At 71.4% G+C, this 13,520-nt stretch carries 13 protein-coding genes; 10 read left to right on the top strand and 3 right to left on the bottom strand.

Going from position 1 to position 13,520, the window contains the following annotated elements; translation table 11 throughout:
* Positions 1 to 52 precede the first annotated feature (52 nt).
* Positions 53 to 178, top strand: a complete 126-nt coding sequence (locus tag Pmi06nite_RS42710; protein WP_275409617.1) for a hypothetical protein — start codon at positions 53 to 55, stop codon at positions 176 to 178.
* 125 nt (positions 179 to 303) lie between these two features.
* Here the strand turns inward: Pmi06nite_RS42710 and Pmi06nite_RS30580 are convergent, their stop codons facing one another.
* On the bottom strand, positions 304 to 498 hold the full coding sequence (locus tag Pmi06nite_RS30580; protein WP_203956621.1) for a CsbD family protein: 195 nt from the start codon (positions 496 to 498) through the stop codon (positions 304 to 306).
* A 178-nt stretch (positions 499 to 676) separates the two neighbouring features.
* Between Pmi06nite_RS30580 and Pmi06nite_RS30575 the strand changes: the two genes are divergently transcribed.
* A complete protein-coding gene (locus Pmi06nite_RS30575) occupies positions 677 to 1,225 on the top strand; it encodes an SPW repeat protein (protein WP_203956620.1) in 549 nt (182 codons plus the stop codon).
* Between the two features lie 151 nt (positions 1,226 to 1,376).
* On the opposite strand, the gene Pmi06nite_RS30570 is transcribed toward Pmi06nite_RS30575, so the two are convergent.
* Together Pmi06nite_RS30570 and Pmi06nite_RS30565 are read right to left on the bottom strand one after the other, a co-directional pair.
* Positions 1,377 to 2,999: a thiamine pyrophosphate-binding protein gene (locus Pmi06nite_RS30570; RefSeq protein ID WP_239114306.1), complete on the bottom strand. Its 1,623-nt coding sequence runs from the start codon at positions 2,997 to 2,999 to the stop codon at positions 1,377 to 1,379.
* A gap of 144 nt (positions 3,000 to 3,143) precedes the next feature.
* A complete protein-coding gene (locus Pmi06nite_RS30565; RefSeq protein ID WP_203956619.1) occupies positions 3,144 to 3,587 on the bottom strand; it encodes a DoxX family protein in 444 nt (147 codons plus the stop codon).
* Positions 3,588 to 3,744: 157 nt separating this feature from the next.
* Between Pmi06nite_RS30565 and Pmi06nite_RS30560 the strand changes: the two genes are divergently transcribed.
* From Pmi06nite_RS30560 to Pmi06nite_RS30525, 8 genes are all read left to right on the top strand, one after another.
* Positions 3,745 to 4,863, top strand: a complete 1,119-nt coding sequence (locus tag Pmi06nite_RS30560) for an NAD(P)/FAD-dependent oxidoreductase (protein ID WP_239114305.1) — start codon at positions 3,745 to 3,747, stop codon at positions 4,861 to 4,863.
* A 63-nt stretch (positions 4,864 to 4,926) separates the two neighbouring features.
* Positions 4,927 to 5,901 (top strand): glutathione S-transferase family protein, encoded by a 975-nt coding sequence (locus Pmi06nite_RS30555; protein ID WP_239114304.1) that lies wholly within the window; start codon positions 4,927 to 4,929, stop codon positions 5,899 to 5,901.
* Positions 5,902 to 5,958: 57 nt separating this feature from the next.
* Positions 5,959 to 7,164 carry a sensor histidine kinase gene (locus Pmi06nite_RS30550; RefSeq protein WP_203956618.1) on the top strand — a complete coding sequence of 402 codons (1,206 nt, stop codon included), beginning with the start codon at positions 5,959 to 5,961 and terminating at the stop codon, positions 7,162 to 7,164.
* On the top strand, positions 7,161 to 7,844 hold the full coding sequence (locus Pmi06nite_RS30545) for a response regulator transcription factor (protein ID WP_203956617.1): 684 nt from the start codon (positions 7,161 to 7,163) through the stop codon (positions 7,842 to 7,844). The genes Pmi06nite_RS30550 and Pmi06nite_RS30545 overlap by 4 nt, the downstream gene beginning before the upstream one ends.
* Positions 7,845 to 8,021: 177 nt before the next feature.
* Positions 8,022 to 11,189: an efflux RND transporter permease subunit gene (locus Pmi06nite_RS30540; protein WP_203956616.1), complete on the top strand. Its 3,168-nt coding sequence runs from the start codon at positions 8,022 to 8,024 to the stop codon at positions 11,187 to 11,189.
* A 455-nt stretch (positions 11,190 to 11,644) separates the two neighbouring features.
* Positions 11,645 to 11,938, top strand: a complete 294-nt coding sequence (locus tag Pmi06nite_RS30535) for a DUF2218 domain-containing protein (protein ID WP_203956615.1) — start codon at positions 11,645 to 11,647, stop codon at positions 11,936 to 11,938.
* A 36-nt stretch (positions 11,939 to 11,974) separates the two neighbouring features.
* On the top strand, positions 11,975 to 12,805 hold the full coding sequence (locus tag Pmi06nite_RS30530) for a metallophosphoesterase family protein (protein ID WP_203956614.1): 831 nt from the start codon (positions 11,975 to 11,977) through the stop codon (positions 12,803 to 12,805).
* Positions 12,802 to 13,473, top strand: coding sequence for a 4'-phosphopantetheinyl transferase family protein (locus Pmi06nite_RS30525; protein WP_203956613.1), 672 nt, complete (start codon positions 12,802 to 12,804; stop codon positions 13,471 to 13,473). Before Pmi06nite_RS30530 ends, Pmi06nite_RS30525 begins: the two co-directional genes overlap by 4 nt.
* The last annotated feature ends 47 nt before the right edge of the window (positions 13,474 to 13,520 follow it).

Raw genomic sequence — 13,520 nt, 5'->3', positions numbered from 1 at the left:
TTTTGTGCGACACTATCCCGTGGAATGTAAGTTTATAGCCACGAGGTATCTTGTGTCCGAGTTTCTCACCGCGATGCTGGCCAGGGCCGTCGTGATGATGCTGGAGGCGCTGCTCATGCGCCTGATCCAGTCGTTCGTGACGTCCGGGTTCCGCATCAGCTTCCCGCAGGCGGCCTGAGGCTCCACGCCTCGGCCCACGGCCAGAGACCCGGCCGGGCCCGGAACATTCCATCCGGGCCCGGTTCACCAGCCATTCCACGGACCGTTCACGGGCGCGAAGCCCGTGGACCGTCGTCGCCCACGTCAGCGCTTGAAAGCGTGCTTGACCTTGTCGGCGGCGTCCTTCACCTTCTCGCCGGCCTGCTTGGCCCGGCCCTTGGTCGTGTCGGCGCGGCCACTGGCTTCGAGGTCTTCGTCGCCGGTCGCGCGGCCCGCCATCTCCTTGACCTTGCCGGCGACCTCCTGCGCCTTGTTACGGATCTTGTCTCCGGCGCCCATCGGTCATCCCTCCCGGTCGGTTCGACTGAAGAACCACCTTCCCCCGCCCATGGGCTCAAACCCCTCAGGACGCCCGCCAAATGCCATCATTCCGTCACAATCTGGATCAACCGGATATCTCGGGCGTAAGATGGATATAAGTGTTTAAATCCACACCTTCAGAAGGGTGGTGTAACAGATGACGCATAGCACTGACATCGGGTCGCACCCCGACATCGTGCAGATGCGTGCGCGGTACGAGGCCGCCGCGGCTAATCCCGTAGCTCAGGGAGCGGATGGCCTCGCGCTACTCAGCGGCATGTACCTCGCGCTCTCACCCTGGATCGCAGGATTCAGCAACAGGGGTCCGCTCACCATCAACAACCTCATCACGGGCCTCGTCGTCACGATCCTCGCCCTGGGGTACAGCTCGATGTACGGCCGCACCCATGGCATCGCGTGGGTCCTGCCCCTGATCGGGCTCTGGACCATCATCGCCCCCTGGGTCATTCGGGGGGACATGGCGTCAGCCAGGACGATCTGGAGCAACGTGATCGTCGGCGCGATCATCCTGGCCCTCGGGCTGGCCACGATGCGCTTCGGCATGATGGCCGACCACGACCGGTCCGGCGGGTTCCGTAAGCCGAAGCTCACCGAGCGCTCGACTCACGGCCAGGAGCGCACCCCGTACGGTCAGGAGCGCCCCCCGTACGGCCAGGACCGTCCGGGCCCGACCTCACGGACCTGACCAGTCCGATGACGCCTCTCCGATAGGAGGAGGCATCCGACGTGGGGCATCCGCGGCCTCAACCGGCTCCGGACGCCCCACGGCCGGTCATGGGAACCCGTCTCCCGGACGGGGCCCTCGAGAACAGACCTCTCTCAAGCATGCGGCCGCGTCACGCGGTCACCCAGATCAGCGTCGGCCGGTCCGCGCCGAACGCCCTCGTGACCTCGGCTCCCACCTGCGGCGCGGACACGCGCACACTTCGGCAGCCCAGAGCCCGGGCCAGCGCGGTCAGGTCCGCGGGAGGCGAATCGGACGCCCAGACCGGATTCCCCGGGGCCGCATCATCGTCGCCCGGGCCCGCTGGGCTCTGCACGACGACCACGGGCAGCGGCAGGTCGAGCTCCGCGGCGGCCGCCAGTTCGGCCAGGGCCGACATCGCACCGTGCTCGTCGAGCAACACGACCAGCGGCGTGCACGGAGCCGCGATCTTCGCTCCGACCCCTGCCGGAAGGCCGAACCCGGCGACGGCGTCGCCGTACAGGAACGCGCCGGGATGGTGGGCGGGCAGGTTGGCCAGCACCCCGTGGGCGGAGATCGCCGCCGCGCCCGCGGCCACGACGGCGTCGCGCGGCAGAACCGCGGCCAGGGCGTCGACGACCTCCAGCCACTCCGCCCCGTCCGCGCGTGACTCGGCACGCTTGCGCCGGCGCCATTCGTCGCGGACCTCGTCGCGCAGTTTACGATCGGCCGGATCCAGGTCGCCGGGGGCGAGGCGCTCGAACAGGCCGCGCAGCGCCTGCGCCGCGTCCGCGACCACGGCCACCTCGGGAATCGCGTTGGCCAGGATCTGCTCCGGGTCGAGGTCGATCCGCACCAGCCTGCCGTACAGGGGAAGCGGGCCGTTCCACAGGTCAGAGGGCGCGAGCTCGCTGCCCACGACCAGGACGGCGTCGGCCTGCTCCACCAGGTCGGCCACCGTGTGCAGGTGTGTGCCCGCGCCGAGTGCGAGCGGATGGTTGTCCCAGATCACGCCCTTGCCACCCGCGGTCGTGACCACGAGGGCGCCGAGGCGTTCGGCCACCGCGCGCAACTCCCCCGCGGCGCCGCGGGCCCCGCCGCCCGCCACGATGACCGGCCGTTCGGCGGCGGAAAGCCGCTCGGCGGCCGCGTCCAGGTCCTCCGCCCGCGCGGCCGGTACGGGGAGGCGAATCGGGGCGACGGGCCGGGCGGCCCCGTCGGCCTCCGACAGGTCGGCGGGCACCTCGATGTGCGCGGGCCGGGGACGCCCTGACGTCATCGCCGCGAACGCCCTGGCGACCGCGACCGGGATCTCCGCCACGCTCGTCACCCGGTGGCTGTAGGCGGTGACCGCGCCCATCACGGCGGTCTGGTCCCCGATCGTCTGCCCGGCGCCGCAGGACACGAGGAGGACGGGCACGGAGTCGCGGTACGCCTGGGCGACCGCGCCCATGGCGTCCAACGTCGGCGTTCCGGAGGCCAGCAGGCAGACACCCGGCCGGCCGGTGACCCTCGCGTGTCCGTACGCGGCGTGGACCGCCCCCTGCTCGCGCCGCATGCTCACATGCCGGACGCCGAATCCATGCAGATGGCGGTAGGCCGGAAGTCCGTGCGCCCTGGGGGTTCCGAAGACGATGTCCACGCCATGCGCCGCCAGCGCCCGGATCAACGGCTGTCCCGCCATGGCTCCGTCCGGGCCCACCCGCAAGAGGTTGATCTCGATCTCCTCGACGTCCGGCCGCGCGGCAGGGCGCCGCGAGGCCGCGGCCACCACCGGCGCGGCGCCTTATTGGCACATGCGGGACGCCGGAGGACATCCCCATCAGTCTGTGCGGGAGGGAGGATACGCAACCCCGCGATCACTCCCGCGTCCGGGTCCACCTTCCGAGGAAAGTTGGAGCTACAACCTTGGCGATCGCTACGCCGGCGTCTCCTCGCGGGAGCGCCCGCCCAGGAGGGCCCGGCGCCGCCACAGACCGTCGACGGCCAGAGCCCCGCCGCCGCTGAACGCGATGAGCAGACATGCTCCCGCGAGCGCCAGCACGTACTCGTATCCGCCGTTCTCGGAGCCGAGGCCGTGGGAGCCGTGGACGAAGACGATCGCCCCGATCATGTCCATCGCCAGCAGCATCGCGAACAGCGGCAGGGCCGCGCCGAGGATCAGGGCCGTCCCCCCGACCAACTCCAGCACCGCGACCCCCGGGCCGGCGATCCCGGCCAGCGGGATGCCCACGTCCTCGAACATCTGCGCCGTCCGCGCGAGGCCCATGTCGGCGACCTTCATCCACCCATGGAAGACGAAGATCACACCGATGATCACCCGGCCTGCGAGCGTCGCGACGCCTCGCGCCCGATCGAACATGACGACTCCCCCGATATCGCGTGTTCCATGGCGGCGGCCTCCCGCTTCCGCGCGGAATCGGCCTCCCCCATTCAACTGGGCGGCCACGCGCGCCCGGGGCGCGCAACGCCGGGCGACGGGCGGACCGGTGGTGACGGCTTCCTGCGACGATGCGGGTATGCAAAGGGACATTTCCATCGTCGTGGTCGGAAGCGGAATCGTCGGCGCGAGCGCCGCCTACCATCTCAGCCTCCTGGGCGTCGCCGTGACCCTGGTCGACCGGCCGACGGCCGGCGAGGCGACCTCCGCCGGCGCGGGCATCCTCTGCCCGTGGGTCGATCACGAGGGCGACGACGACTGGTTCCGGCTGGCCCTCGACGGCACCCGCTACTACGACCGCCTGGTGGAGTCGCTGGTGGAGGACGGCGAGCACGACGCCGGCCACACGAGGACCGGCGCGCTCCTCGTGGCGGACCTGCCGGGCGAGTTGGCCGGCGTCGAGTCGCTCCTGCGGAGCAGGCAGGGGTCGGCCCCCGACATGGGGACGATCTCCACGGTCGACCGGCCAGAGGACCTCTTCCCGCCACTCCGTCCGGACCTGGCCGCGCTGCACATCGAGGGGCCCGCCCGCGTCGACGGCAGGGCCGTCAGGGACGCCCTGCTCCGCGCCGCAGCCAGGCACGGCGCCCGTATGGTGACCGGGACCGCGTCGTTCACCGCGGCGGGCGCACTGCTGGTCGACGGCTCACCGCTGGAGGCGGACGCGGTCGTCGTGGCGGCCGGGGCATGGACCGGCGAGCTGTGCCGGCCTCTCGGGCTCGAGATTCCCGTCGGGGCGCGCCGGGGCCAGATCGTGCACGCGGAGGTGCCCGGGACCGACACGTCGGGCTGGCCGATCGTGTTGCCGCGGCGAGGGCCGTACCTGCTGGGATTCCCGGGCTCGCGCGTGGTGCTCGGAGCCACCGTCGAGGACGCCGGGTTCGACGCCCGGGTGACGGTCGGGGGGATCGGCGAGGTGCTCGCGACCGGTGTGGAACTCGCGCCCGGTCTCGCCGCCGCGACCCTCGTGGAGACGCGTGTGGGCTTCCGCCCGGTGACGGCGGACGGCCTGCCCCTGATCGGCCCTCTCACCGACCGCGTCGTGCTGGCCACGGGGCTCGGGGCGTACGGCCTGACGGCCGGGCCGTACGCCGGGCTGCTCGCCGCGCACCTCACGCTGCGGGAGGCACCGCCGTCGGACATGAGCGCCTTCTCCCCGCGCCGGACCGTGCGGGGAGCGGAGAGGCAGGAGGGCTGAGGCGTGCCCGCGGGCGGCACGCGTCTATTCTCGGAAGACCGTCCCCCAGGAAGGACCGTGCCGATGACCACGACAGCCCCCGTCGCGAGCCCGGTGGACTTCGCCGCTTACGGCGACTACATGGTGAAGCCCCCCGTCCGCGGGGACGGCTCCTTCGTGCGCCCTCTGTATCCCTTCCAGGGCCGGATAACCGCCGGCGGGGAGAGCGGCTACCGCGCCCAGCCGGGCCGGTACCACCTCTACGTGTCGTACGCCTGCCCGTGGGCACACCGGGCGGTGATCGTGCGGTCCCTGCTGGGCCTGGAGGACGTCGTCAGCCTGTCGGTCGTCGACCCGGTCCGCGACGGCCGGGGCTGGGCCTTCCGCGAGGGCCCGGGGCACGGGCCCGACGAGCTCAACGGCTTCGCCCTGCTCCGCGAGGCCTACGAGGCGACGGAGCCCGGCTACGACGGCCACGTGTCGGTCCCCGTGCTGTGGGACCGCGAGAGCGGCCGGATCGTCAGCAACAACTTCCCCGACATCACGATCGACCTGGGCACCCAGTTCGCGGAGTGGGCCGATCCGGACGTCGACCTCTACCCGGCGGCGCTCCGCGCCGACATCGACGCCCTCAACGAGCAGATCTACGCGACCGTCAACAACGGCGTGTACCGCTGCGGCTTCGCGACGAGCCAGGAGGCGTACGAGTCGGCGGTGTCCGCGCTGTTCGCCACTCTCGACGAACTGGAGCGGCGCCTGGCCGATCGCCGCTACCTCTTCGGCGACCGCATCACCGAGGCCGACGTCCGGCTGTGGGTGACGCTGGCCAGGTTCGACAGCGTGTACGTCACCCATTTCAAGGCCAACCTGCGCCGCCTGGTGGACCACCCCAACCTGTGGCGTTACGCCCGCGACCTCTACCGGCTCCCGGCCTTCGGCGGGACCACCGACTTCGGCCACATCAAACGGCACTACTACGGCACGCATCCCGGGATCAACCCGACCCGCATCGTGCCGGCCGGGCCGATCCTCGACTGGTCCCTACCGCGGCCGCAGTAGTCATGACCGATACGTGGGAACGATGAGCGCGGCGCGGTGCGACCCTAGCGTGGACGGGTGCAGCACCTGAGAGCCTCCCTGAAACAGGCACTGCGGGCGCGGCCGTACATCTTCGACACCGCCGTGGCCGTCTGCGTGTACGCGGTCGTCCTCATGGCGACGTCCGCGGGGCCGGGCCCGGGGCCGGAGCTGACGCCGGCACTGGCGGTGGCCGGGGCGGTGATGTGCGGCGCCCTGGCGTTCCGGCGTCGATGGCCGCTCGGCGTCCTCGCCGTCACCGTGACCGGGACCGTCGTACACGACACGGTCGCGTCGTCGCGGAGCCCCCTCATCCTCGTCGCCATGGTGGCCACCCTCTCCGCCGCGACACTCGTGCCGCGCAGGACGGCGTGGGTCGCGGGCACGGCGGCCGCGCTCACCCTCGCGGTGAGCCGGATGCTGGCCTCGGATGAGTCATGGCTCCATCCCGAGATCGTGGGCCTGGTCGCCTGGCTGGGCATGGCCACCGCGGCGGGCGATGCGCTGCGCAGCCGGCGCGCGTATGTGGCCGCCATCGAGGAGCGGGCGCGCCGGGCCGAGCAGACGCGCGAGGAGGAGGCCGAGCGCAGGGTCATGGAGGAACGCCTGCGGATCGCCAGGGAGCTCCACGACGTCCTGGCGCACCACATCGCCCTCATCAACGTCCAGTCGCAGGTCGCCGCGCACGTGCTCGACGACGAGCCGGCCCAGGCACGCGAGGCGCTGGGGCACATCAGGCTCGCGGGCCGCGCCGCCCTGGAGGAGCTGCGGACCACCGTGGGCCTGCTCCGCCGGCCGGGCAGCCCGGACGAGCCGCTCACCGAGCTGGTCACGGAACCGGCGCCGGGGCTCGACCGGCTCGACGACCTGATCGGTTCGTTCACGGCCGCCGGGCTCGCCGTCGACTTCCGGACGGAGGGCGACCCGCGCCCGCTCCCCGCGCCGGTCGAGCTGGCCGCCTTCCGGGTGACGCAGGAGGCGCTGACCAACGTCAGCAAGCACGCCCCGCGCGCCCGTGCCACCGTCCGGATCGTCTACACACCGCGGGATCTCGTCGTGGACGTCGCCGACGACGGGGGTCCGCTCAAGGCCCCCTCGGACGCCGGCCACGCCGGCCACGGGCTCGTGGGCATGCGTGAGCGGGCCCTGTCGGTGGGCGGGACGTTCACCACCGGGCCGTCCGTGACGGGCGGCTTCCGGGTGCTGGCCGTGCTCCCCGCCGCGCTGGGCGTGACCTCGGCATGACGGAGGTCTCCCCGATCCACATCGTGATCGCCGACGACCAGGCGCTGGTCAGGGCGGGATTCCAGATCCTGGTCGACTCCGCGCCCGACCTCACCGTGGTGGGGCAGGCGGCCACCGGCGACGAGGCCGTACGGCTCGCGCGGGCGACCCGGGCCGACGTGGTGCTGATGGACATCCGCATGCCCGGGATGGACGGCCTGGCCGCGACCCGGGCGATCACCTCCGACGGTGAGCTCTCGTCGGTCAAGGTGCTGGTTCTGACGACCTTCGAGATCGACGAGTACGTCTTCGCGGCGTTGCGCGCCGGGGCGAGCGGGTTCCTCGGCAAGAGCGTGGAGGCGGGCGAGCTGCACGACGCGATCAGGCTGATCGCGCGCGGCGACTCCCTGCTGTCGCCGGTGGCGACCAAGACCCTGATCGCCCGGTTCCTCGCCGGCCCGGCGTCCACCGTGGAGCACGTGCCCGAGGATCTCGACTCCCTCACCGACCGTGAGCGTGAGGTCATGATCCTCGTGGCGGCCGGCCTGACCAACGACGAGATCGCCGACCGGCTCGGCATCAGCAGGACGACGGCCAAAACGCACGTCAACCGGGCGATGCTCAAGCTCGGCGCGCACGACCGCGCACAGATGGTGATCATCGCGTACGAGACCGGGCTGGTGCGCCCGGGATCCCGGTGACCCCGCCCCCCGGCGTAACCGCCACCTGACCGCTACTGCGATCGCGGTACCCGAAGACCGTCCTCGCGTCGGACGAGCCGGGTCCCTGCGCGCGCGAGCCTTGAGACATCACGACGAGCAGCCGTCGGCCCGGGCCGAAATCGCATGCGCCCCGGTCATATCAAGAGAAGTGGAACGATGTCCTTTCTGGCCAGATTGAGCCTCGCCAACCGGGGGCTGGTCGCGCTCCTGACCATCATGGTGGTCGGGTTCGGCGCATATACGCTCCCGGCGATCAAACAGCAGTTGCTGCCCTCGATATCCCTGCCCACCGTGTCGATCGTGTCGTCGTACCCGGGAGTGGCGCCGCAGATCGTCGAGGAGCAGGTGACCGTGCCGCTCGAGGACGCGGTCCGCGGCCTGGCGGGAGTCACCGGGGTCACCTCGATATCCAGGGAGTCCGGCGCGACCGTCGGGGTCGTGTTCGACTTCGGCGCCGACATCGACGCCGCGCAGGCCCAGATCCAGCAGGCGATCGGCAGAGTGTCCGCGCAACTGCCCGACGGCGTCGACCCCCAGGTCCTCGCGGGAAGCACCGACGACCTGCCGGTCATCCAGCTCGCCGCGGGATCGACCGGGGACCAGCGCGCGCTCGCCGCCAAGCTGAACTCCCAGGTCGCTCCCGCGCTCAGCGGAATCGACGGGGTCAGAGACGTCTCCGTCAGCGGCGCACGCGACCAGGTCGTCACCGTCACGCCGGACGACGACAAGCTGGCCCGCCACGGTCTGACCGCGGCCGCCGTCATCGGCGCCATCCAGGCGGCCGGCGCCCCCGTTCCCGCCGGCACCCTCACCCAGTCGGACCGGACGCTGACCGTGCAGGTGGGCAAGGGCTTCACCGGCGTCGACGACCTCAAGAACCTCTACCTGACCCCCGCGCCTCCGGCCTCCGCCGGTGGGGCCGCCGGGCCTCCCGCGGGCCGGACGGCCGGCCGGGCCGCACCTGCCCCGGTACGGCTCGGCGACGTCGCGAAGGTCTCCCTCGGCCTCGCCGACACCACCACGCTGACCAGGACGAACGGCAAGCCGAGCCTGGCCGTGTCGATCACGATGAAGTCCGGCGGCAACGCAGTGTCGATCTCCGACGCCGTCCGGGCGAAGCTGCCGGAGCTGACCCGGGGGCTAGGCGGGGACGCCCAGCTCACCGTGGTGTTCGACCAGGCGCCCTCCGTGCGGGAGTCCATCAACAGCCTGACCACCGAGGGCCTGCTCGGCCTGGTGATGGCCGTGCTGATCATCCTCGTCTTCCTCACGTCGATCCGCTCGACGATCGTGACGGCGTTGTCGATCCCGCTGTCGGTGCTCATCGCGCTGATCGCCCTGTGGGCCCGGGACTACTCGCTGAACATGCTGACCCTCGGCGCGCTCACCATCGCGATCGGCCGCGTCGTGGACGACTCGATCGTGGTGCTGGAGAACATCAAACGCCACCTGTCGTACGGCGAGGCCAAGCGGAAGGCGGTGGAGAACGCGGTCCGCGAGGTGGCGGGCGCGGTCACCGCGTCGACGCTGACCACGGTCGCGGTCTTCCTGCCCATCGCGTTCACCGGCGGCCTCGTCGGCGAGCTCTTCAGCCCGTTCGCGGTCACGGTGACCGTGGCGCTGCTGGCCTCGCTGCTCGTGGCCCTCACCATGGTGCCGGTGCTCGCCTACTGGTTCATGAAGGCGCCGCAGGGCGCCGACGCGGAGACGATCCGGGTCCAGGCCGAGGAGCGGGAGCGGCACGGGTGGCTCCAGCGGGCGTACGTCCCCGTCATCCGGTACGCGACCGAGCACAGGTTCAGGATCGTGGCCGCGGCTCTGGCCATCTTCGTGGGAACGCTCGCCCTGGTCCCGAGGCTGCAGACGAGCTTCATCGACGGAACCGGCGAGAACACCGTCAACATCACCCAGACCCTGCCCGTCGGCACGTCGCTGGCGAGCGCCGACGCCAAGGCCAAGCAGGTCGAGCAGGTCGTCACCGCGACCAAGGAGGTCGAGTCCTACCAGGTCACGGTGGGTGGGCGTAACAACGTCAACCCAGGCGCCAACTCCGCCGGCGGCGGCGCCGCGCGCGCCGGATTCTCGCTCACGCTGAAGGACGGCAGCGACGTCACCGCGGTGCAGGACTCCCTGCGTGACCGCATCGGCAAGCTGCCCGATGTCGGCGAGATCCAGGTCGGCCAGTCGGGCGGCCTCGGCGGCAACGGGCTCGAGGTCGACGTGCAGGCGGCCGAGCTGGACACGCTGTCGGCCACGGCCAAGCAGGTGCAGCAGGCCATGGCCGCCGTCCCCGGCGTGACCGAGGTGACCACCACCATCGCCGACACCGCCCCGCGCGTGGAGGTGACGGTGGACCGGAAGAAGGCCGCCGCGCACGGGCTCACGGAGATCGCCGTCGGGCAGGCCGTGACGCAGGCGCTGCGCGGCAGCACCGTCACGCAGCTCACCCTTGACGGGGCGAACGCGGCAGTGATCGTGCGCCCGGTCGGCGCCCCGGCGTCGCTGGCCGCGCTGCGCGGCCTCACGCTCGTGGGGAAGACCACCGTCGCGGACGTGGCGACCGTCCGCGAGGTCGACGGGCCCGTTCAGCTCACCCGCATCGACGGCAAGCGCAGCGCGACGATCTCCGGCAAGGCCTCGGGTTCCGACCTCGGGGCGACGAGCGCCGACCTGGAGAAGCGGCTGGACGCGCTCACGCTCCCAGCGGGCGCCACCTACACCATCGGCGGCGTCAGCGCCGACCAGCAGGAGGCGTTCGGCAACCTCGGTCTCGCCCTCGTGGCGGCTGTTGCGCTGGTGTTCCTGATCATGGTGGCCACGTTCCGGAGCCTGATCCAGCCACTGGTGCTCCTGGTCTCGATCCCGTTCGCCGCGACGGGCGCGCTCGGGCTGCTCCTGGTCACCGGCACGTCGCTCGGCCTGGCCGCGATGATCGGCATGTTGATGCTCGTCGGCATCGTGGTGACCAACGCCATCGTCCTGCTCGACCTGATCAACCAGTATCGGGACCAGGGGATGTCGCTGCACGAGGCTGTGGTCGAGGGCGGCAGGAGGCGGTTGCGCCCCATCCTGATGACGGCCCTGGCCACCATCTTCGCGTTGCTGCCCATGGCCCTGGGCATCACCGGAGGCGGCGGCTTCATCTCCAAGCCGCTCGCCGTCGTGGTGATCGGCGGCCTGATCAGCTCCACGGCGCTCACGCTCATCCTGGTCCCGACCCTCTACACCATGGTCGAGAACCGCAAGGAGAGGCGCCGGCTCCGGCGGGCCGTACCGCCGGTCCCGGACCGCACCCCCGAGCCCGTGGGGACTGCGGCGGGTTAGGACCCGGAGGCGGCCGTGTCGCGCACGTGATGATCCACGAGATCGAGCAGTGCGCGCACGGCCGCGTTCGGCCGCCGCATCGAGACCGTCGCCACCGACAGCCACCAGGGAGCGTAGCGTCGGAGACGGTCAGCACAGCCAGGTCCCGGGCGTCTCGGCGGTCTCGGGAGTCTCGAGCACCCAGGCCGTCTCGAGCGCCCCGGCCGTCTCGGCCGTCTCGGGCGTCTCGGGCGGCGGCATCCAGGCCGCCATCATCGGCTTCGCCGCTCTGCCGTCCGCGGGCGCGGCCCTTTCGGCCGTCGTATGACGGACGCGCCTGACTTGACCGGCGGCGTCCCGCCGGCCGCGCGGCGCCTAAGCGGAAATATTTGAGGGATCAAGTTTGTCGCTAGTGGCCAGACGCTCTCGGGCTTCTTCTTTGCCCCCGGGGGCCTGATCGTAGGAGGCTGTTGGCCATGCCCAGTTCCACCGCACATGTCGCCACTGACGCAGCCGCACGGTACGCCAAGCAACTCGCGTCCCACCTCGGCCGCAAGGTCGCGGTCGAGGACCTGCCCGGCGACGGCTACCGGCTCACCTTCTCCGCCGGGGAGGGGACCCTCACTCCGGAGGCGGACCGGCTCGTCATGCGCGCCAGCGCCTCGGACGCGGAGTCCCTCGCCGCCGTGCAGGATGTCCTCGGCCGGCACCTGGAACGGTTCGGCCAGCGCCGCGAACTTGTCGTGACCTGGCAGGAGGACGCCTCATGACCGGCACCACGGCATGAGACGTCTCGGGGCCGTTCGGTGACCGGGACGCTTTACGCCATAAGCGACCTGCACATCGGCTATCCGGAGAACCGCGAGATCGTCGCCGGGCTTCGGCCGGAAACGGCCGACGACTGGCTGATCGTCGCCGGCGACGTGGCCGAGACGCCCGCCGACATCGAGTGGGCGCTCGGCACACTCGCCGGCCACTACGCGAAGGTGATCTGGGCTCCCGGCAACCACGAACTATGGACCACGGCGCACGACCCGGTGACCCTGCGCGGCGTGCGACGCTATGAGCACCTCGTCGGCATCTGCCGCGATCTCAAGGTGTCCACTCCCGAGGATCCGTACCCCGTGTGGAACGGCCAGGACGGGCCCGTCGCCGTCGCGCCCCTGTTCGTGCTCTACGACTACAGTTTCCTTCCCGCCGGGACCTCGACGAAGGACGAGGGCCTGGACTACGCGCACGGAACGGGCATCGTCTGCTCCGACGAGTTCGTGCTGCATCCGGATCCCCATCCGTCGCGGGAGGCCTGGTGCCACGCGAGAGTCGAGCACACGGAACGCCGCCTCGCGGAGCTTGGGCTGCCGACCGTGCTGGTCAACCACTTTCCGCTCGTCCGTGAGCCGACGAGCGTCCTGCGCTACCCCGAGTTCGCCATGTGGTGCGGTACCGAGCGGACCGCCGATTGGCACACGCGTTTCCAGGCCGCGGCCGTCGTCTACGGTCACCTGCACATTCCCCGGACGACCTGGTATGACGGCGTCCGGTTCGAGGAGGTCTCGCTGGGCTACCCACGGGAGTGGCGGCTGCGCGACGAAGGGCCGGCCCAGCCGCGCGCCATCCTTCCGGGGAGCCCGGGATGATCGGCGAGATCCTTCCTCCGTGGGTGACGGCGGCCGAGATGTTCGATGACGCGCCCGCGGACACACTGTTCCCCGAGGAGGAACCGCTGATCGCCCGCGCCGTGGAGAAGCGGCGGCGCGAGTTCATCACCGGACGGCACTGTGCGCGGACGGCGCTCGCCCGCCTGGGGGTGCCTCCCGGCCCCATACTCCGCGGCGACCGGGGCGCGCCGCAGTGGCCATCCGGCACGATCGGGAGCATCACGCACTGCTCCGGATATCGCGCCGCCGCCGTCGCGACCTCGACGTCCGGAATCACCATCGGCATCGACGCCGAACCGGACGGGCCTCTCCCCGCCGGGGTACTCGAAACGGTCGCCTCACCGGAGGAGATCGCCGCGCTCGACCGGCTGCGCGACGGCAATCCGCGGGTGAGCTGGGACAGGATCCTGTTCAGCGCCAAAGAGTCGGTCTACAAGGCCTGGTTTCCTCTCACGGGGCGTTGGCTCGACTTCACCGAGGCCACGGTCGATGTCGATCCCTCGGGGCGGTTCACCGCGACGCTGCTGATCTCCGACCCCCGGATGGGGACCGACCGGCTGACGGGCAGATGGATCGTCGCGGACGGTTTGCTCGCCACCGCCATCGCACTCCCCCGCGTCGTCCCGGAGCACGACCGCTCCGCGTGACGGCGGGTCTCGGCTGCGGGCGCGGCTCCACGGGCATGGCGATGCGC

Origin of the sequence: Planotetraspora mira (assembly GCF_016863275.1) — a bacterium.
GTDB lineage: Bacteria > Actinomycetota > Actinomycetes > Streptosporangiales > Streptosporangiaceae > Planotetraspora > Planotetraspora mira.
Note: the sequence above shows the minus strand (reverse complement) of the source record. Positions and strands in the feature narration are given on the sequence as shown.